The sequence below is a fragment of the uncultured Sphingomonas sp. genome, from assembly GCF_946477935.1.
Lineage (GTDB): Bacteria > Pseudomonadota > Alphaproteobacteria > Sphingomonadales > Sphingomonadaceae > Sphingomonas.
This window is the reverse complement of record NZ_CAMLAC010000002.1, coordinates 1-17,974: the sequence shown is the minus strand read 5'-3', so window position 1 is coordinate 17,974 and position 17,974 is coordinate 1. Positions and strand designations below refer to the sequence as shown.

Here is a 17,974-nt window from a genome sequence, read left to right as displayed (position 1 = left end):
TTCTCGTACCCACGACTGGCCCATGCGCGGCAAGCGACTTGGGTGTGGCGTTGCAATGTGCGAAGCCTCACGCGCTCGCCGCTTCCATGCAACCGTGATCCGTGATGCCGCTCCCCTTGGGCCGCGCATTTGATCGGGCCCGCGATTCTAGTCTGTCGCTGAGCGAACCGGAAACTCGAAAGCTGCAATGCGGAGCAGTCACAGGACTCGACTACTTGCCAAAGTCCGATCAGACGTTCTTTATTGCACGATGAGGTAAAGGAGTCGGCAAGACCCAGGAGGCTGGTCATGGCGCGTTTTTCATTAGCGTTGCTCACGACAGCATTGGCCGCAAGCGGCGTCGTGATGCCGCAGGAAAGCAAGGCATGGGGCGAATTCGGTCATTTGACCGTCTGTGATCTCGCGTATCGCAATTTCACGCCGGCAACCCGACAGGCAGTCAAGGACCTGTTCGCCGGTGGCGTGACTATCACAGCGCACGGCGAAACGCGGACCTACACCTCGCTCAATGTCGGCTGCCTGGAGGAAGACGAGCGGCCGCGTAGAAATCCGAAAGACCATTTTATAAATGTTGCGCGCTCGCTGCCTGCGATCGCCAACGACATTTGCCCTTTGAGCGAAACGACCGGGCAACCGCTCAAATGCATCCTATCTGGGATCAGGCGCGACATCGCCATTCTCGGGGACGCATCACGATCGAAGCAAGACCGAGTCGTAGCGCTGCTTGCGCTGGGCCATTGGGTCGGAGACATCCATCAGCCGCTGCATATTTCCTATGAGGACGATGTCGGCGGCAACTCGATAAGCGTTTCGTTCTCTGGCAAATGCGGTGTCGGCTCGACCGGCAATCCCTATAGACCTGGCAGCTTTCACGCTGTCTGAGATAATTGCCTGCTCGAGAACGGCATTTTTCAGCGCGTGCGCGAACGCACAGATTACCGGCCCAATTGGAGCCGGCGCACGATCACCTATCGCGCTGTCGACACGCTCGACGCGAACACGAGCATCGCCGAGAAGCAACAGTTCGTCGCGACCGCGCCATGGCAATGGGCCGCCGAGTCTTACGAGATAGCAAGGCGACCAGCTGTGCAATATTGCGTGATGGCTGCCGGATCGTGCCGATATTCTGCTGAGTTCGCAGCCCTGCCAGACGGCGGACAGCCGAAGAAGGTGCGTGTCGATGCCGCCTATCTAAACGCGTTCAAGGACGTGGCGGGGGAACGCGTGCGCCGTGCGGGTATCCGGCTTGCGCATCTTGTAAACGATGCGCTCGATCCCGCCTACACGAAGCCAGTCGACTGATTGTCTGAATGACGGCGGTTGAAACGACCGCGACGAACTATGGCAAGTTTCATCGAGAGGGGGTGCTCGTGGATCAAGTCTTCGTTTTGATGTCGGACTGGAACAGTCCGAAGGACCCAGTACCCTACTACGGCGCACCGCCGGGCCAATGTCTCGACTTCAACAATCGTCGCGCCAAACCCCGCGTGCTCCTCGTCGCCGTGGAGGAGCTAGTACTGCCGGACTGCGAATACGGCATGGGCTACGATGTCGTCCGTTGCGAGGTCCACGGGCAGGATCAGCGGCTGTGGCGCGGAGATATCTCATGAAAGCGATATTCCTGATCGCTCCGCTCGTGCTCGCCGCGTGTGCGAGTCCGGAAGAACGTCGCTGGGCGAAGGGCCACACCCCAGTGCTTGATCCGTTGCCTGCCCGGCCTGCTGGCTCTGAGTTTGAGTGGAACAAGCCCTCGGTGGCGCTCTATAGCTTTCCGACAGCGACGCCGCCAAGCTCACCGGCTTCGCTGAAGGACTTGTCCGATCATGGTCAGGCCGCGCTCATCGCGGCAATGACCGCCTCCGGCGCAAAGACAGATGAAATTCGCGACGCATTGGCTCGCCCGCTCGCGCAGAAGGCCGCGCAGCCGGAAGGGACAGCGGCAGTCGAAGGCAGTTACAAACAAACTTTAGTCGCGACCGTGAGCCGCGGCTGGGATGCAGGACCGGCCGATCGGCTCGTCCGCACGTGGATCGAGGTCATGCCGCGCAATTTCGTGTTCGATGGTTACACGGTCATCGCGACTGACAACCAGCTCCTCAACATCGCGCAGATCACTGACACTGCGAGCGCGAGCCTTCAGGCCCAGCTCGGCCGCACAACGTCCGATACGAACGCATCCACCACGGCCGCGCCCCCTGTGACCGATGTTCTGACCGATGTGCTAGGAACCAGCGCGGGCGTCAGCGGCAACTTGAGCAACACGCGGGTCGCCAACGCGACGATCAATCAGCAGTATTTGAAGCTCGGTGCCGACATCCTGCCGACTGAGCTGCGCATTCTGCGCGAAAGCGAGCGCAATCTGGACATATCCGGGAACACGCTGATCGCCCTCACCATGCGCATTGATCCACGCCGCTGGCGCCGCGACCTTGGGGCAGCGAGCGATCCGCTTGAGGAGCGGACACAGCGGGTCACCAAGTTGAGGCTCGCCAACGAGGCGGGCGCGCTGCAGGCGCCCGGCGAGATCACGCTCGAAGTGACGCTGCAGAAGTCGCCGCCATCGTGTCCGCTGATCGCCGACGTCTATCTATATTACGAGCTGCGCAAGGTCACGGCGAACGCGGGCACCTATATCGAGGGCAAGCAGAAGGCAGATTATCAACGCGGCGTTTACAGCAAGAAGCGGGTCGAACTGGTTCCGGCGACAAGTGTTCGCCGTCCGAGTTGGCGCCTCTACGCTCCAAGCAACAACGAGCTGACGCTGCTCGACGTGTTCGGCCAGAATTTGCCGCTCGACTTCCTCAGCTATGAGCAGGCCCGCAACTTCGCCGAGTGGCTCAACCGCAGCCGCTCGTTAATCAAGGGCTCGGGGCTGCCGCTCGGCAAAGCCGGGCTGATGCTATATTCGGGTGACGATGCGGTACCGTTTCCGAAGGGGCCGTATCAGGCGCGAGCGTATGAGCCGCGACCGAAAACCGACATATGTCGTTGGATCGAGCACCAGCCGCCAGCAACCGAGCCTGAGGGCTGACCGCGACAGCGTCCTGGCAAGTGCGCCACCATGTTCGGTTACTGCGGGCGGGGTTAGCTGCCGCGTCTCATGACTGAACCGATCTTTGTCATTTAGGTCGCCGCCCGCGGCTCTGTGATCTGGCTCTCGTCGGAATGAGCCATATCACGAAGATGGCCGACTGCTGCGATCGCCGTCGCGACCGTCGGACGAGCGGAGCTGGGGATCCGGATCGTTTTGTACCCTGCGCCCGCCGTCGTCGCGTCTCGTACCCGATCCTTGACGGCATTATGCGATCGATCATCCAGTTCGACCAAAGCGACGACATTCCAAACGGTCGGATCGACGACGACAAAGTCGACGATCTTCTGTGAGAATGCGTTGCGATCTGCGGGATTGAATCGGCTCCCCGGCCGACGAGGAGCTGCCAGCAGTGCGCCCATCGAGACCTGAGCATGGATGCGATACATGGGTAGAACATGCTCGAGCGCCACAAGCATCGCCTGCTCACGGGCGGTGAGGAACCGTTTCGCTATCGGGGCCAGCGATCCATCGGCGCCCTTGATAAGCGCGAAGAGCATGACGATGCAGGCCAGGAGGATGACGGCGGCGAACGGCGCGCGACCGAGCTGATCGATCAATTCAGGCATAGCTTTATCTCCTTTCCGCAGGCGCGCCTCAGAACCATCCGTCTTTGCGCCCCTCGTTGCTGTCGCGCAGGCTTCGGCCATCCACGGCGGAGCGGCGGATCTCGAGTTCGACGCCGTCACCCTTCCGCCGGGTCCGAAAGTCGGCATTGCTCAACCCGTTGCGCCGGGCATAATCCTCGGCTGCCTTCTCACTGCCGAACTTGCCGCCTTCATCGAACTCCCATCCCATCGGTCGTCTCCTTCATCTGCCGACACCGCGCCGGCTGTTCGCTTCACAAATCGAGCCCGAGGCTGCGCTCCGGCAGCGGCGGCAGCAGGTCGCCCTTGTCGGCTTTAAGGTCTGCAGGGGCCTTGAGTTCGCCGCTCTTCGATGCGGCTGCGGGCGCAGCGGCCGGCGTGAGGGGTCCGTCCGGGAGGGGCGGCAAGTCGGCGAGGAGGTCGGGCTCGCCGGCCAGATTGATGCCGTCGATCGGGCCGGGATCGAACTTCACCGGCGCGGCGGGCCCCTTCCTTCCGTCGATGTCGATGCGCCCGAGCGTCTCGAGCGCCGAGGTCTTGTTGCCCGGATTGAGGTCGAGCTGGCGCTCCAGCTTCCCCTTGTCATCCACCACCATGACGAGCTCGTCGCGCACGCGGGTGACACCGACATTGAAGAGCCGCTGGTTGGACAGGTTGCGCTCGTGGCTGTCCATCACCGTGATAGCTTTGTCGGTCGTGATGCCTTGCGCCATGTGCATGTTGAGCGCGTAGGCGAGATCGAGCCGCGACAGCATCGGATCGCCGAGATCGAGCGTGAGCGTCTGCTTGCCCGCGGTTTCGACCGTCACCCCCGCGCTGTCCACCGACACCACACGCGCGAGCGCGGCGTTATGGAGGTCGCGGGGCTTGTCGTTGGCGGTCCAGCGGATGCGGTCGCCCTCGTGGACGTGGAGGTCCTTTTTCTGGGTAAGTTCGAGCCGATCCCGCTTTTCGGTGGGCGACAGGCTTTGGGGATCGAAGCGGATATGCCGCCGCCCATCGCTGAGCTCGATCTTGCCGCTCGGCAGCACGCGCGTGACATCGTAGCGCCCCTGCTTGAGACCGATGTCCTGCGCGCCCCCGCGGCCGACGTCGAGCGTCTGGCCGACCTGATAGGTCGAGGCGTAGCGCAGCTCCTCGCGCGTGAGGTTGACGCGCTCGAAGACCGTGAGATGGATACCCTGCCCTCGCACCGTTCCTTCGGCCGCAAGGCCGTCCTGGATACGTTGATTGATGATCGCGCGCGATGCGCGGCCCGACGCGAACACGGCTGTGGCATCGCGGTCCTCGGCCGATAGTGCGAGCCACATGCCCGCCGCCGTCTCGGGTGGACTCGCGCTCTCATGGACATTGTCGCCCAGCACCTTCATCGCCTCGCCCGCCCGGCCGACATTGGCGAGCGCGGCGACCGTCCGCAGCGTGTCGGTGCGCTGACGGATGTTCTCGTCCATCCGCGCCATCGTCCCTCCGGCCGCCTGGATCATCGCAAACGATTTGCCGGCGTCGATCGAGGAGAGCTGCTGGCGATCGCCGACCAGCACCAGCTTGTCGACGCCGAGCGCCCCGGTGATCCGGTGCAGCATCAGCAGGTCGCTGCTCGAGACCATCGAGGTCTCGTCGACCACCAGCAAGGCGCCTGCCAGCCGGGCCTGCGCTTCCTCGAATCGGTTCGTATCGCGCTCGGTGACAAACCGTTCGTTCGCGAGGACGAAGGACGCGATCGTCTGGCTCTTGATGCCGGCACCCTCGGCCAAGTCCGCGACCATCTTGTTCTGAAAGGCGAGGCCGAGCACTGTGCGGCCCTCGGCTTCTGCGATCCGGGCCACGGCCTGCAGCATCGTCGACTTGCCGGCACCGGCGACACCCTGAATGGTGACGGTGCGGTCGGGCGACGACAGGATCAGGGTCGCGGCAGCAAGCTGGCCGGCGTTGAGCGGCCGATCGGCGACACTCTGCAGGCGCTCGGGCGCCGCACTCGCCGCTACGACCGGATCTGCCGTGCCGGCCCCTGCCTCAACGCTTTTCAGGATCGCTTCTTCGGTGCGCAGCGCTTCCTGCGTGGTTACCATCTGGACGCCCCTGTCGCCGGCTCTCGCGACCCCGGGGAGGAGCTGGCGGGTCTCGAGGAGCTGGCCGATCCGGTGCTCGACCGTGTCGATCGTGACGCCTTGCAAGCCGAGGTCCAACGCGGTCCTTGCGAGCAGATGGACGTTGAACGCCGCCTCGCGCTCCGCCAGGATCCGGACTGCCGACGCGACCGCGAGCTGCGAGCGCGCAATCGCCGGTGACTGGGTAGCGCGAGCGAGCCCGCTGTCGACGAGAGGATCGCGTGGGCGCAGGAACCCGCCGAGCGACGTGCGAGCGCTCGCGATCGCATCGCTTACCGCGCGATATCCGCGCTCGATCGGCCCCGCCCCGAGACGCTGACCGGCGCGGGCTGTGGCTGCGGCGATTAGGCTATTGCCGTCGAAGCCGAGCCCCGACGCCTTGTCGATCCAGCCTTTAACGAGCCCGTCGCGGTCCTCGACGTTAAGCTTGGGATCGCGGGTCGTGGTAGTGACGCCGTCGCGACCCTTGGCTGAGACGATCCCGAGCGCGGCAGCCTTTTCAAGGATCGCCTCGCGCCGCTGGCTGAAGGCATCGATCACCGCTTTCGGCACGCCCGATATCTCGAAGGTGCCGTGCTTGCCCTTCAACTCGACCTGATAACCCAGCTTCTCAAGCCCGGCCCGCAGATAGGCGTGGTAGATGGCGCCGATCGTCGCGTTGTGGCTCCAGATCTTGTCGGCATGAAGTGCCTGCCATTTGCCGTCCGGCATCTGCGTCAGGTTGGCGACCACGGCATGGACGTGGGCCTGCGGATCGAGCGCGCGGCTGGTGTCGTGCTGGAAGAGCGCATAGACAAGATTGCCGGTCTGGACCGGCACCTTGCGCCCTTCGACATCCTTGCGCCCCTCGGCGAGATTCCTCTCGACCCACGCCATGGTTTTCTGGACGGCCGCCATGTTGGCGGCGAGCACGCGCTTGTCGCCGGCGACATAGGCCATGACCGAAACGGACTTCGGCGCCGAGAAGGTGAGATCAAGCCCGTGACGGCGATTCTCGACCTGCGCCACGCCCTCGCCGCTCGGCAGTATCCCGCTCAGGACCGCCTCGAATGATTCCCGCGAGACCTCGCCTTCCAGGCCGAGCGTCTCGGCCCCTTTCCCGCCCCAGCTATTGACCTCCGAGGCTCCGTCAGCGGTGTAGTAATCGTCCTGGAAGTCGTCCTTCGCGAAATAGCTCGCGGCACCCGATGCGGAGCGGACCGAGGCGATCGAGTGCATCGATCAAATGCCCATGTCGAGATCGCTGTCGTCGCGGCCGACAGCGATACCGTGGCGCAATTCAACGAGCGTCTGGTTCTCGACCTGGCTATTCTGTGGCGGCGCGGCGCGGCCGTCGCGGCGCTCGTCCGACGAGCGGTTCGCAGGCTGATGTCCCTCGGACTTCTCGCGTGCCGCCTGGGCCTTGTGGGCAGCGTGGCTGGCGGGAGTCGATTGTTCGTTCTTGTCGTCGGCACGCTGCGCCGCCCGGTCGGCTTCTATGACATGCTCCGCGGCAGGCATCTGCAGGATCCTCGCCGCCATCTCCTTGGCGAGATTTGTTGTATCGACCACCTCGTCGACGATCTGGACGGCGCCGTCGCGACCGCCCGCCTCACCCCCCTCGTCCGCGAATGCCTCCTCGCCGCGGCGAGAGCGGACAGGCTGCATCGAGGGTCTGGCGACGAACCCCGGGGCGACCTGGGGATAGTCCTTCCACTCGAGCAGGATGCGCGCGGCCGGGAAGCCGTCCGGGAACTTCACGAAGCCATGCATCGAAGGGAGGTTGGTGATGTCGTCGGCGATGACGAGCGGCTCGACCTGTTTCCTGGGTGTCAGCGTCGAGGCGTCGCGATTGTTGTTGTAGCCGTAGCTATAGGCCTCATCCATCTGGCGGACTTCGCGGTTGCCGATGTAGCGCGCGCACTGCTCGGCGGTGTCGAGGTCAGCGGTCGCGAGAATGAGCTTCGAGCGCGCCAGCGACGCGAGATTGCGGGCGCCCTGCTCGCCATAGACCTCGACCAGCTTCTCGAAGCTGTGAATGCCCAGGATCATAGCGCCGCCGAACGCGCGGGCGGTCTGCAGGCCGTTCTCGATGGCGGGTAGTTTGTGGAGCGCGCCGAGCTCGTCGAACATGAACCACATGCGCAGCGAGCGGGTGCGCGGCATGGTCATCAGGCGATTGATGCACAGGTCCATCCAGAGCGTCAGCAGCGCCCGGTTCATCGGCAGATCGACGTAATTGGAGGTGATGAAGAGGATCGCGCCGGGCTGCTTTTCGCCCGTGATCCAGTCGCGGATCGAGAACTGCTCGCCCTCGTCGGGGAGGAAGCGCAGGACCTGCGCATTGGTATTGAACACGGCGCGGATCGACTCCGCCATGCGGGCGGCTTCCGGGGCGGTCAGTGGATCCGCGATCGTGTTGGCGAGGAAGCGGTGGACCCGCTTGAGATCCGCGGTCATCAGGTTCTCGGACAGCGCCAGATTGGTGGTCTGACCCCGTTCCTGAAGCCGGATGCACATCTCGATGAACAGTGTGCGGGCGGCCAGCGCCCAGAAGGGTTCGGAGGACCCGCCGTCGGAGGGAATCAACGCGGCCGCGGCGGCGGTGAATTCGCTGTGCGTAAGGCAGTCGTTGAAGATCGACCAGGCCGGGCAGCGCTGGTCCATCGGGTTCAGGATCGTGTCGCGGGCAGGGTCGAAAAAGGCTTCGACATAGGCCCCGGTCAGGTCGAAGATGACGGCATTGTCCCGGCGCTCGCGCATTTGGGCGACGAGGCTGCGAAGCTCCGTGGTTTTGCCCGATCCCGTCGTCCCGATCAGCATCGTGTGGGATTGCTCCATGCGGTGCGGGTAAGGCACGCCGGCGAGCGAATAGGGGTGGTGGATGCCGCCCGCCTTCCGCTCCTGGAACGTCAGCCTCAGCACGGCCTTCGGCGAGAGCGCGGGAAAGAATTTGCGCGCATCGTCTTCGAAGCTGGCGAGGTTGTGCCGGGCGATTTCGGACTGAAGCACGGCGTTTTCGACGAGCATGGCGCCACGTTCGTGTCGCTCCTGAAGGATCGTCTTGCCACGCCGGCGCGAGAGATCGATGAACCAGATCGCTAACGGCACCACCACGAAAAGCGAGACCAGCAGAGATCCGACCAGGGCCCGCATCGTCGTCGCCCAAGCCTGCTGAACCTCGGGAATGAACGGCACTGCCGGCATGATCGTGCGCATGATCTCGCCGTTGGGCAGCGTGACGTTGACGCGCTTGTTCGGGTTGAGCTCGATCCAGTTCCAGAGCGTCGCGTAGAGCTTCATGCAGACGAGCTGGAAACCATGCTCGTCGAGGCGGAATGACAGGATCGCGAACCAGGCGAGGAGGAAGGCAAAGAACCATGCGATGACGGGCAGCCGCGCACCCGAAAACCACATGAGCATTTCGTGGGTCAGGAGCTGGGAGCCGCGGGTGAAATTGCCGGAGTTGCGCTGCACGCGACCACGCGCGGAGTGGTGGGTGAGCGGGATGTTCTGCCCGTTCGAGCGGATGTCCTCACGCGCCATGATATTGCACCAGGCGCTTGTCGGTTTCGGCCACCAGACGGTCGCGCAATTCGGGGTATTGCTCGCGGATGATGACATCGAGTGCGAGCTGCTGAAACTCGCTGATGCGGGCCAGGCGCCGCTGGCTGGCGGTCAGCAAATCGGAGGAGGAAAGGAAGACGTCGAGCGCCGACCGGATGATGTCGGCGACGGTCAGCTTCTGATCGGCCGCGATCGCGCTGAGGCGATCCCATTGGGAGCGCTCCAGGCGAATATTGTAGTGCCGGTAATTGGTAGCCAAGACCAACCTCCTAGCAGGGAGGCTGGTGGGGACTGAAGAATGGCGACGCTTATACCTCGGCGGCAGGGAAGCGACAAGCTGGTCTTATTATACGCCTGCGCCGTAGTCTGGCGTAGTACCAGAGAATGGCGGAAATCTGCGCCTTTCACGCTCCACCGTTAACGTACTACGGCGTACTCCCCTTCTCTTCCGCGCTAAGCCGTTGTGCAGCAACGAAAACCCTGCACCTTCAGGTGCGTAGGGTGTGCATATCCTATGGGGCCGATCCTTGGTCCCGGTCTCGATCCAGTGAGGTCGGGAAGTGCCCGCTACCGGTTCCGGCGGGGCATGGGTCCGCCGCCAGGCGGAAGTGCTGGTGGGGCAGCATGGCACCTCGGGAAGACCTGCCAATCATGCGGGTCGGCGAAGACTACGGCCCCGTTTCCGGGCGTCGCAGGTACAATGGCGGCCGAAGGCGCCATTGAGCAGGCGAGGATCGTGACCCGCACGGGCGGAGACAAGGCGTCGGCCTTGGCTCCGTGAGGTTAGGTCGCTTGCCGGCCTGCAGGGTCGGCAGGGGACCTTAGCGAATAGAGCCGTGTTCGGGCGGCAGCCCGACCCGCCCAAGCTTCCTGAAACGCCTTTCGAGCCGCGACCGTCCTCGATATAGCGGACCGGTTCATAGCCCGATTAGCCTTCACAAGAGGCAACTATGGCAAAGACCTTGGAACAGGAGCGTTTGGCGCTCGAGGAAGATGAGCGCCGGCTGGATGAGCGGCGACGAAGGCTGGAGGAACGCGAACGCGAGCAGGCGATCGCGACGGTCGAGAAGTCGGGCCTGCTCAAGCTCGAGGCCAAGCGACTGGCGGACCTCGCCGATCGCATCAAGCGACTTGGTATCGAGGAAGTCGAGAAGCGATTGGCGGCCTGAATCCGCACCTGCCGCGGCATCGCCGCGGCGCGGTCATGGGGGGTTCGATGCCCCCCATGACTGCTCATCTCCAGGCAAAAAAAGGGAGAGGCCGCAGCCCCTCCCCGACCCTCAGAATTCGTCGGACATGCGTCCCGGAACCGTGTGGACGACCCGGTCGATGAGCGTCATCGGCAGCGCATCATAGTCGCCCTCGTCGATGGCGACGTAGCGTCCGTCCCCCTCCTCAATGACGTGCTGGTCGAAGAAGCTGTGAAGTGCTCGGCGCTCTGCGAATGCGAGGGCGGCGAGGTAGTTTGCGGCGTCGGCGTGGGCGGCGGTCGAGATGGTCTGCATGGAAGCCTCCTGTCGTCTTGAATGACAGGGGAATGGCCGTCGTTGAGGGAGCCGCCGGGTCAGGGACGCCGGCAACGCCGGCGCCGCGCAGCGGCGGTGGGGGTCACGATTTTCTTCGGCGGCCACTGTCGCCGAAGGCTGGGAACCGGCCTCGATCCGCCGAAGAAAATGGTGGGGCCCCGCCGTCCTTGACGCGGCGGCTCCCTCAACGACATCCTTGGAAGTCTGTGAGAGATTTTACCCTCTTATTGGGGGCGACCGCGGGGGTGGATGGATGAAGGACGTTGGCCATCTGCCCGGGCGCCGCCGGTTTGGATGGTATGTCCCGAAGCCCGGCGGGGCGATGGACCTCAAGATCGATGCCCGGCCGATCGACGCGACAATCTGGTCCGAATTCCGGCAGTACACGCGCGTCGTGGAACTGCTGCGACCGTACATGGTCGACTATCTTGCATTGTCGGAAGATTACGCGGCTTTCGAACGCACGGAGGTCGAGATCGGTGAGGCTTTGTCGCGACAATTGGCGACCGCGATGATCACGATCCCCGCAGGTGTGGATGCCAATGCCGAGGCGCAGCGCCGGATCGGCAATTTTCTGGGCGCAGCCAGCGCATTTCGTGATCGGTCGAAGACCAGGCTGCTGGGCCAGTTCGGCAAGCAGGGCGTCGAGCCTGCGGCGTTTGAGGCAGCGACAAACCACTGGTTCGACACGAGCTTCGCGTATCGCTGCCTGTGTCAGCTGCGCAATTTCGCGCAGCACCACGAACTGCCGATTTCCTTCGTGCCGATCAATGCGGATCGCATGGCGGATGGGGTAATGGCGGCCCGCATTGGCCTTCAGCTTTACCCTGCGACCCTTGCGGCCAGCAGCAGGGTCAACAAGAAGGTCCGCACCGAACTGCTGACCCTCGGCTCCGGCCCGCTCGACCTAACCGCACTGGCTGTTGACTACCGGAAAGCTCATGACGGGCTAATGGCCCTAGTGCTCGGATTCTACACTCCAGCGCTTAAACAAATGGCCCACTATGCCGCCGCTGTTTTTCAGCGGTTCGAGATCCCAGAGGGCGCGGTTCCCGTGATCTGGGAGGGAGACGACCCGGCAGGTGGGCCAGGTACCCAGCGGCGGGCGATAATGATGGGTTTCGACGAGATGCTGCGCGCATTCGCACTGCGGGAAAAGCTTAACCAGACTACGTCAAAGAGCGAGAACTAGTTCTCCGAGGTCGCCGTGGCCGGTGGCCTCGGCAGGCCGTCGCCTGAGCCTTCGATCCACAAATTTATGGTTCGATGTCCAGCCACATGTTAGTCCGCTCGGGCGCTGCGAAACGGGCGGCGCCGGGACTGGTAATCCCGTCGAGAACGGCAACTCGGGGTGAGTGATCACGCCGGGGTGCCTGCGCATATGTCCAGGTGCCTCGGCACTAAAAGCGTAGGCGCATGTCTCGACGTGTTACCAGCCCCGGCTCCCGCGCCTAGCGCGCGGGAGTTGTTGGCTGGGCGCTCCGCCGACTGCCGCTGGGATCACCTTCGCGCTCGGGATCGGGACATGGATGCGAACCCATCAGAGCAGGTCGTCGCGCGCGCGCTGGCGCTGGCGCTGCTACGTCAGACGCTGGTCTATCTCGGGACCGCGGGAGAGGTCGCGGCTGCCAGCCATACGCAGCGGGCGATCGACGCTTTGCTTCGCCAGCCGGTGAGCGAGAGCGACCGAGCACCGCCGCACAATTGAGGGCCGGCTGCGACCGGGATCTCGGGTCCGGCAAGCAAAAAAATGGGCGCGCCGCCGGAGCGACGCGCCCTGCGCTGTGGCGTAGATTGGACGGAGGCTATGCCCATTCCAACCGCGGCGCATCATCGGGATCGGCGGTGGCCAGAAGCCGATCAAGTCGATCGAGATAGGTACTGGTGCCTTCCGCCATGGCGCGGCGGCGAACGGCCGGATGTGAGAGGCGGGCGAGCACTGCATGCACCGGAATTTCGCCGACGCTGTCCGGTCGGAGGCCGAGGCTTTCGAGCAGCGCGAAAGCGTTGTTCGATGCGAGATCGAGTTCGTGACCGAGGTCGGATGTGAGTGCGATGCCCATGGCTAGCGTGCTGGCCTGGTCGACAGGATAGACGCTGATGCGGCGGCGCCGGAACTGGGCTTCCTCGACCACGGTGATGACCGCCTCGTCATAGTCGAACAGCCTGGCGATCGTGGCCAGCGCCACCGGGCAGACCCTCGCTTCGAGATGATTGGGGAGGAAGCCGCGTTCGTCCGGATCGGGGTCAGCGAGGACGATGCCATAGCGTTCGCCCTGTTCGCGAAGAAACGTGCGAAACGCGGCGAGTTGACAGGTGGTAATGGCGGCGGTCGGGCCGTCGCGATCGTCGGCGGCAGTGGCGATGCGGAACGTGACGGACATCTTGACCTCCCTGCTGATCTGCAACCGCCCCTCCCCCTCCCCTCTGCCGCCCCCGGCGGGGCTTCAGAGCGTGCGCGCGCGCGCTCAATCGCGCAGCGCGAAGGGGCTCGACGCCCCTGAGCGCCGCCCGACGACGCAAGAAAGGAAGAGAGGCCCCAGCGGTCGCCGGAGCCTCTCGGACAAGCGCATCACGCGGCGCGCTGGCTGCGCTGCTGGGCGAGGCGGACGATGTGCAGCGGGACACCTGCCTGCCGCAGCTTCTGGGCGAGGTTCTGCTGAATGCCCGAGCCCTCGCAGATGACCGCTTCGACCGGCTTGAGGTTGAGGATGCGGTCGTTGCGCACGAACGCCGCCCGGTTGCCCTGGCTGCGATCGAGCCGGAACTGGATCACCTTCACGCCGCGCGAGGCGGCCCATGCGTGCGCCGCGGCATCGCACCCCTTGGCCTGTGCGGTCGTCGCGAGGATCATCTCGGGGATGCGCGCCTTGATGCTGTCGAGGCCCTTCCAGAGCAGGTCGCCGTCTTCCCAAACCTGACCGCCGGAGAAGGCCACCACGGGTCCCTCAGGCGCGAACTGTTCGCGGCGTTCCCGGGCGCGTGAGGCGAGATAGTCGCGGGCATCGATCATCGAGGCGTTGAGCGCGCTCGACACCCGGCTTCCCCGGACCGGCGAGAAGGGCTTGCCGGTCTCGACGCGATAGACTTCGGCGGCATGGTCGCGCATGCACTCCATCGCCTCCCGGCACCCCTGCAGCGTCTGGCAGAGGAGCTGCGTGTCCTCCAGTTCGGTCGCGTAGATCTCGGAGGGGTCGTAGGCGCGGGCGAGGTCGCCGAGCTTCTTGGCCGCGTCATCCTCCCGGCCTTCGATCCGCTTCGCCACCACGTGGAAGCTGTTCGCGAAACCCCAGGCGAGATCGGTCGCGAAGGCCTCCATGCGCGTGTCGCGCAGCACATCGAACATCGTCTGCATCATCATCTCGACGGCGGCTCGGACCTGCTCGGGATCGGGCATGTCCAGCGCTTCCGGCGCCTCGACAATGCTGAGCTTCGCCATTTCGTTATGCTCGATGAAGGCGCCTTCGTAGGTCTGCGTCAGGTCCTCGTTTTCGCGTGCGGCGGCAATGTGGCTGGCGAGGTCGGCGAAGTTGGTGAAACTGGTCTGCATGATAGCCTCCTTGGAAACTCATCCATTCGATGAGGCTTTTCAATCGACGTGCGGTGGTCGTGCCGGTCAGGGACGTTAACCGGGAAGCCGGCGCCAGCCGGACCCCGGTTAACGCCGCGAAGCGGGGAGCGGGGGAGCCGATTTTCTCGTGCCCGGAGCGAAGCGGAGGGTTCGTGAAAATTGGGGGGACCGCTCATCCTTGACGGGCTCGGATCCCCGCACGTCACAACTAGGAATTCAGAGAGAGAGATTTTTTCCTTGACCTCTCCCCACGCACCCGCAAGGTGATCGTCACCCGGAGGGCGGAGACCCGACGGAGACGGGGCTCCGGGAGCCGCAGGCGAGTAGAGCGCCGGTCCCGCCCGCAGGGTGGGATGCGTCGAGCCCTGGTGATGGTGAATGTCGGTTCTCGAAATGTTGGTCGCACCGGGCGTGTCGATCTGACAGGATTGCCTTCATGAGGACCAACCCTTTTGGCCTGCCCGAGAGCGCCACCGACCGATTCCTTCGCGAGGAACGCGAACGCGCTGCCCTGTACCGCAATGCGCTCGGCGGCAGCGCAGTCGCCGACGCGATGAAACACGCGAAGACCGCCAGCGAGATGCTGCGCGGATTTGATTTCGACGCGCCTTATCGCGGAATCCTCGACACGCTTGAGCGGGATCGCAAACAACGCGAGAGCCTCAAGCATCTGACCAGCAATGCCTGGGCGCTGTCGGTGACCGAAACGGCGCGCCGGCTCGCCGGACAGGACAGGTCGTTGCTTGACCAGCAGCGGCATCTGGCCTCGTCGGTGCTCGATACGGTGCGTGCGTTCGGAGCGAGCCAGTCGCTGGTTGCATCGGCGATCGCTTCCGCCAGTGTTGGCGAGACCTACAGGCGTGTGATCGCCGAGGCGCTACCGCGGTTCACGACCTTCAGCGCGATCGCCGAGCGAATGCTCGTGATCGATACGCTAACCCTGCGCGCCAGCGACGAGGAGCGGGAAACCGCGACCGCGTTCGCGGCGCGCACCGTGATCGAGATGCAGCAGGTGGCTGCGGCGATCGTCACTGCGGAAACGGATGAAGAGACAGCCCGGCTGCAGGGCTCGTTGTTCGATCTCGTCCAGAGCTTCTTCCAGGGTCTTGGTCCCAACACGTTGCCGGAGTTGCAACGCATGGGCCTGGTCGGTTTCATCAGCTTCATTCTGACTATTTTGGGCGCCTATGCGCTGATACCGCAGCAGCAGACGATGAGCCCTGATGAGAAGGCCGCCTTCAGCTCGTTGCACGAGAAGATCGATCGGGCGCAGGCAGAGCATCACAGGTACCACGAAGCCGCAGCCCAGTCCGAAGCGGCCCTCCTGGCGAAGCATCAGCGCGGCTATCTGGCGCGGGCTGCGACATTGCGAGATGCGCCGTCGCGCAGCGGAGCCGTCGTGTGGAAGGCGCCGCAGGATACCGAGATTGCGGTGGAAGAGAGAAAGGGCCGTTGGCACAAGGTCCTGTTCCGAGACCCGCTCTCCGGCCAGCTTGCACGAGCCTGGGTTTATGCGACCGCGGTGACCCCGCTCGCAGCGCCGCTCCCCGCAGAAGGAGAATAGGGCGGGTCTGCTCGTGCCGTGAACCATGCTATGGCCTGACGACGACGGGTAGCAGTGCGACATGAGTCCCGCGCCTGCCCGTAAAGCACCGGCATCAACGACGCGGGGCGCGAGATGGATGAAGCATTGATCAAGGAAGCCGCCTTGGCACTAGCGGCCCGGCTCAAGAATTTGCTCGACGCGAGCATGGCGAACGAGATCATATTGACGCGAGAAGAGGCGCTGCTGGCGCAGGGATTTGCACAGAGCGTAGCGGATCTGCTCGTCGTTCCGCCGCGTCACGGCTGAAGGTCTCTAGCTCGGGTCCGCTGTGGTGACGAGGCGGCGCCAAGGCGCCGCCCGCCGCGTCTCAGAAGAAGTCGATCTTGTCGGCCCAGATCTCGCATCCGTAGCGAGTGACACCATCGCGGTCGTCCCAGCTCGAATAATGGAGGCTTCCGGTGATCGCGACGACGTCGCCCTTCTTGCGTGATGCACCCGATCGCGCGAGCCCGTTAAAGCAGGTCACCCTGTGGAACTCGGTATCCTTGGCGGTATAGCCGGTCACCTCGTCGACATAGGTCTTGCCGTCCTTGAGCTTCAAGCGATCCGTCGCGACGATGAGGGTGGTGACGGTGCCGCGTGTCTCGGGGTCTTTGGCGACGCGGCCGGCGATGTTGACGTTGTTCATGGGGATACTCCTCTCTGGGACCAGCAGCCTTTCCGCCGGTGACACCGAAAAGCGGCGTGCGGAGGCGCTCCACACCGGCGCGCACAGCGTGCCGGGGAACCCCTGGAGGGAGCTGGTGCGGGCAGCCGCGTAGCGGCAACACGGGTGAGCGGATGGGGTTGTGGGGGGCGTCCGTCTTGCCGCAGGTGTCAGGAACCGGCGACGAAAGGCGCTAATCCGAGGGATGAACGCTATCCGCAACGGCGATGCTGGCCGGTTGGGCGACCGACCGAGCCTGCGGCGCTCGTTGGAGAAGGCGCTGCGCCTCGCGGCGCGGCAGTTCAGGACGTGCGTTTCACCTGGGCGATCTTGCCGGCGTCATAGGCGGCGAGCCAGCGCGTGCGGATGGTCTCGTACAGGCTCGCCGGCAGCAGACCGTAGGCGATGTCGCCCTCCGGATCCCCGGGCGTTGGTCGCAGGTCGGGGCCGGGCCACTGGAAGTGATTGAGCTCGGTCAGGATCACCCATGATCGCTCATCATCGAGCCCAAGGCGTGCCTTCGTCGCCGCCGGAATCTCCACCGCGAGTTTCGGGTCAGCCGGAGGACTGTGCGTCACCGGCAGGACGGTAACCATTTTGGCGCCCGCCTTGGTAATTGCCGTCAGCAGGATGGCGCAGGGACGATCCTTGCTGCCCTCTTCGTGGCCGGCCTTGGCTTCGTGACTCCAGAGATAGGCGTAGCGGATAACGAGACCTGGAACCGGTTCAGGAATTGCCACGCGTCAGGACCCGACCTCGTTATCGAAGGCGGCGGCCTCGGCCGGCGCCCGCGCGGCGCGCACGCCCTCCACGATATCGCCAGGTACGTCATCAAGCGTGTAGACCTGACGATCCCGGCTCTTGAGCCGCTGATATTCGGCATGCGACAGCAGCACGAGGCTCTCGTGACCATGATGCGTAATTGTAAGCGGGCTTTCGAGGGCCTGGCGACTAAAGCGGCCGAATGACTTCGAAACCTCGACGGAACTGGCGGTCTGGGGCACAGCGATTCTCCTATCCGGAATGTACGGAGTTTCCGGACAGATTTCAAGATCGCTCGGTCAGCGGGAACAAGAACAGGGCCCGCTTCGCCCGGGAAAGCGAAGCGAGCCCAGTAAGACACCGCGCGCCCGGTGGACGCGCGGCGGGGAGCGGTCAGTCGGCCATCTCGGGCTGACGGCGGCGACGGCCACCAGATGCGGGCTCGCCAGCGGGTGCGGACTCGCCGCCGAACGCACGATCGGCCGAAGACTCGCCCAGCCCGTCGCTGCCCGCCGGCGCCGCAGGCTCGCC

The 17,974-nt window shown here is 64.4% G+C and carries 20 protein-coding genes; 9 read left to right on the top strand and 11 right to left on the bottom strand.

The window, feature by feature from the left end; genetic code table 11:
• Positions 1–288: 288 nt before the first annotated feature.
• Genes Q0U08_RS00505 through Q0U08_RS00490 form a run of 4 tightly spaced genes read left to right on the top strand, consistent with a single transcriptional unit; the run spans position 289 to position 3,031 of the window.
• The gene (locus tag Q0U08_RS00505) at positions 289–882 is read left to right on the top strand and encodes a S1/P1 nuclease (RefSeq protein WP_298089081.1); all 594 of its coding nucleotides are present in this window, start codon (positions 289–291) and stop codon (positions 880–882) included.
• 36 nt (positions 883–918) lie between these two features.
• A complete protein-coding gene (locus Q0U08_RS00500) occupies positions 919–1,302 on the top strand; it encodes a hypothetical protein (RefSeq protein WP_298089080.1) in 384 nt (127 codons plus the stop codon).
• A gap of 8 nt (positions 1,303–1,310) precedes the next feature.
• Entirely contained in the window at positions 1,311–1,610 is a 300-nt protein-coding gene (locus tag Q0U08_RS00495) for a hypothetical protein (RefSeq protein WP_298089079.1), read from the top strand.
• The gene (locus Q0U08_RS00490) at positions 1,607–3,031 is read left to right on the top strand and encodes a hypothetical protein (protein ID WP_298089078.1); all 1,425 of its coding nucleotides are present in this window, start codon (positions 1,607–1,609) and stop codon (positions 3,029–3,031) included. Before Q0U08_RS00495 ends, Q0U08_RS00490 begins: the two co-directional genes overlap by 4 nt.
• Positions 3,032–3,123: 92 nt before the next feature.
• Here Q0U08_RS00490 and Q0U08_RS00485 read toward each other — a convergent pair whose 3' ends face one another.
• From Q0U08_RS00485 to Q0U08_RS00465, 5 genes are read right to left on the bottom strand one after another with little or no spacing between them, the layout of a single operon-like run.
• Positions 3,124–3,660, bottom strand: a complete 537-nt coding sequence (locus Q0U08_RS00485) for a DUF2726 domain-containing protein (RefSeq protein WP_298089077.1) — start codon at positions 3,658–3,660, stop codon at positions 3,124–3,126.
• A 28-nt stretch (positions 3,661–3,688) separates the two neighbouring features.
• Positions 3,689–3,889, bottom strand: coding sequence for a hypothetical protein (locus Q0U08_RS00480; RefSeq protein ID WP_126001390.1), 201 nt, complete (start codon positions 3,887–3,889; stop codon positions 3,689–3,691).
• Positions 3,890–3,932: 43 nt separating this feature from the next.
• Positions 3,933–7,004, bottom strand: coding sequence for a MobF family relaxase (gene mobF / locus Q0U08_RS00475; RefSeq protein ID WP_298089076.1), 3,072 nt, complete (start codon positions 7,002–7,004; stop codon positions 3,933–3,935).
• Positions 7,005–7,007: 3 nt separating this feature from the next.
• A complete protein-coding gene (locus tag Q0U08_RS00470; RefSeq protein WP_298089075.1) occupies positions 7,008–9,311 on the bottom strand; it encodes a type IV secretion system DNA-binding domain-containing protein in 2,304 nt (767 codons plus the stop codon).
• The gene (locus Q0U08_RS00465; RefSeq protein WP_126001387.1) at positions 9,301–9,591 is read right to left on the bottom strand and encodes a hypothetical protein; all 291 of its coding nucleotides are present in this window, start codon (positions 9,589–9,591) and stop codon (positions 9,301–9,303) included. Before Q0U08_RS00465 ends, Q0U08_RS00470 begins: the two co-directional genes overlap by 11 nt.
• A gap of 691 nt (positions 9,592–10,282) precedes the next feature.
• Between Q0U08_RS00465 and Q0U08_RS00460 the strand changes: the two genes are divergently transcribed.
• Positions 10,283–10,501, top strand: coding sequence for a hypothetical protein (locus Q0U08_RS00460; protein WP_272781519.1), 219 nt, complete (start codon positions 10,283–10,285; stop codon positions 10,499–10,501).
• Positions 10,502–10,612: 111 nt separating this feature from the next.
• Here Q0U08_RS00460 and Q0U08_RS00455 read toward each other — a convergent pair whose 3' ends face one another.
• Positions 10,613–10,837: a hypothetical protein gene (locus Q0U08_RS00455; protein ID WP_126001385.1), complete on the bottom strand. Its 225-nt coding sequence runs from the start codon at positions 10,835–10,837 to the stop codon at positions 10,613–10,615.
• A 343-nt stretch (positions 10,838–11,180) separates the two neighbouring features.
• Here Q0U08_RS00455 and Q0U08_RS00450 point away from each other — a divergent pair, with 343 nt between their 5' ends.
• A complete protein-coding gene (locus tag Q0U08_RS00450; RefSeq protein ID WP_298089074.1) occupies positions 11,181–12,050 on the top strand; it encodes a hypothetical protein in 870 nt (289 codons plus the stop codon).
• A gap of 333 nt (positions 12,051–12,383) precedes the next feature.
• On the top strand, positions 12,384–12,566 hold the full coding sequence (locus Q0U08_RS00445) for a hypothetical protein (protein ID WP_298089073.1): 183 nt from the start codon (positions 12,384–12,386) through the stop codon (positions 12,564–12,566).
• A gap of 97 nt (positions 12,567–12,663) precedes the next feature.
• Here Q0U08_RS00445 and Q0U08_RS00440 read toward each other — a convergent pair whose 3' ends face one another.
• Both Q0U08_RS00440 and Q0U08_RS00435 read right to left on the bottom strand, forming a co-directional pair.
• Entirely contained in the window at positions 12,664–13,242 is a 579-nt protein-coding gene (locus tag Q0U08_RS00440; RefSeq protein ID WP_298089072.1) for a hypothetical protein, read from the bottom strand.
• A gap of 188 nt (positions 13,243–13,430) precedes the next feature.
• Positions 13,431–14,408, bottom strand: coding sequence for a DUF2493 domain-containing protein (locus tag Q0U08_RS00435; RefSeq protein WP_298089071.1), 978 nt, complete (start codon positions 14,406–14,408; stop codon positions 13,431–13,433).
• A gap of 457 nt (positions 14,409–14,865) precedes the next feature.
• On the opposite strand from Q0U08_RS00435, the gene Q0U08_RS00430 reads away from it, so the two are divergent.
• Both Q0U08_RS00430 and Q0U08_RS00425 read left to right on the top strand, forming a co-directional pair.
• Complete coding sequence (locus tag Q0U08_RS00430; RefSeq protein ID WP_298089070.1) at positions 14,866–15,993, top strand: hypothetical protein; 1,128 nt, start codon at positions 14,866–14,868, stop codon at positions 15,991–15,993.
• 114 nt (positions 15,994–16,107) lie between these two features.
• Complete coding sequence (locus tag Q0U08_RS00425; RefSeq protein ID WP_272781524.1) at positions 16,108–16,281, top strand: hypothetical protein; 174 nt, start codon at positions 16,108–16,110, stop codon at positions 16,279–16,281.
• A gap of 61 nt (positions 16,282–16,342) precedes the next feature.
• On the opposite strand, the gene Q0U08_RS00420 is transcribed toward Q0U08_RS00425, so the two are convergent.
• The 3 genes from Q0U08_RS00420 to Q0U08_RS00410 all read right to left on the bottom strand — a co-directional run bounded on the left by Q0U08_RS00420 (position 16,343) and on the right by Q0U08_RS00410 (position 17,685).
• Entirely contained in the window at positions 16,343–16,663 is a 321-nt protein-coding gene (locus tag Q0U08_RS00420) for a single-stranded DNA-binding protein (RefSeq protein ID WP_298089069.1), read from the bottom strand.
• A 320-nt stretch (positions 16,664–16,983) separates the two neighbouring features.
• Entirely contained in the window at positions 16,984–17,421 is a 438-nt protein-coding gene (locus Q0U08_RS00415; RefSeq protein WP_298089068.1) for a hypothetical protein, read from the bottom strand.
• Positions 17,422–17,424: 3 nt separating this feature from the next.
• Positions 17,425–17,685: a hypothetical protein gene (locus Q0U08_RS00410; protein ID WP_272781527.1), complete on the bottom strand. Its 261-nt coding sequence runs from the start codon at positions 17,683–17,685 to the stop codon at positions 17,425–17,427.
• Positions 17,686–17,974: the final 289 nt, after the last annotated feature.

Excerpts from the sequence above, each read along its gene's own strand:
- Q0U08_RS00445 (WP_298089073.1), top strand. The coding sequence starts at position 12,384 with ATGGATGCGAACCCATCAGAGCAGGTCGTCGCGCGCGCGCTGGCGCTG.
- Q0U08_RS00430 (WP_298089070.1), top strand. The coding sequence starts at position 14,866 with ATGAGGACCAACCCTTTTGGCCTGCCCGAGAGCGCCACCGACCGATTC.
- Q0U08_RS00435 (WP_298089071.1), bottom strand. The coding sequence starts at position 14,408 with ATGCAGACCAGTTTCACCAACTTCGCCGACCTCGCCAGCCACATTGCC.
- Q0U08_RS00455 (WP_126001385.1), bottom strand. The coding sequence starts at position 10,837 with ATGCAGACCATCTCGACCGCCGCCCACGCCGACGCCGCAAACTACCTC.
- Q0U08_RS00480 (WP_126001390.1), bottom strand. The coding sequence starts at position 3,889 with ATGGGATGGGAGTTCGATGAAGGCGGCAAGTTCGGCAGTGAGAAGGCA.
- mobF (WP_298089076.1), bottom strand. The coding sequence starts at position 7,004 with ATGCACTCGATCGCCTCGGTCCGCTCCGCATCGGGTGCCGCGAGCTAT.
- Q0U08_RS00425 (WP_272781524.1), top strand. The coding sequence starts at position 16,108 with ATGGATGAAGCATTGATCAAGGAAGCCGCCTTGGCACTAGCGGCCCGG.
- Q0U08_RS00490 (WP_298089078.1), top strand. The coding sequence starts at position 1,607 with ATGAAAGCGATATTCCTGATCGCTCCGCTCGTGCTCGCCGCGTGTGCG.
- Q0U08_RS00470 (WP_298089075.1), bottom strand. The coding sequence starts at position 9,311 with ATGGCGCGTGAGGACATCCGCTCGAACGGGCAGAACATCCCGCTCACC.
- Q0U08_RS00485 (WP_298089077.1), bottom strand. The coding sequence starts at position 3,660 with ATGCCTGAATTGATCGATCAGCTCGGTCGCGCGCCGTTCGCCGCCGTC.
- Q0U08_RS00440 (WP_298089072.1), bottom strand. The coding sequence starts at position 13,242 with ATGTCCGTCACGTTCCGCATCGCCACTGCCGCCGACGATCGCGACGGC.
- Q0U08_RS00420 (WP_298089069.1), bottom strand. The coding sequence starts at position 16,663 with ATGAACAACGTCAACATCGCCGGCCGCGTCGCCAAAGACCCCGAGACA.
- Q0U08_RS00450 (WP_298089074.1), top strand. The coding sequence starts at position 11,181 with ATGGACCTCAAGATCGATGCCCGGCCGATCGACGCGACAATCTGGTCC.
- Q0U08_RS00495 (WP_298089079.1), top strand. The coding sequence starts at position 1,311 with ATGACGGCGGTTGAAACGACCGCGACGAACTATGGCAAGTTTCATCGA.
- Q0U08_RS00505 (WP_298089081.1), top strand. The coding sequence starts at position 289 with ATGGCGCGTTTTTCATTAGCGTTGCTCACGACAGCATTGGCCGCAAGC.
- Q0U08_RS00460 (WP_272781519.1), top strand. The coding sequence starts at position 10,283 with ATGGCAAAGACCTTGGAACAGGAGCGTTTGGCGCTCGAGGAAGATGAG.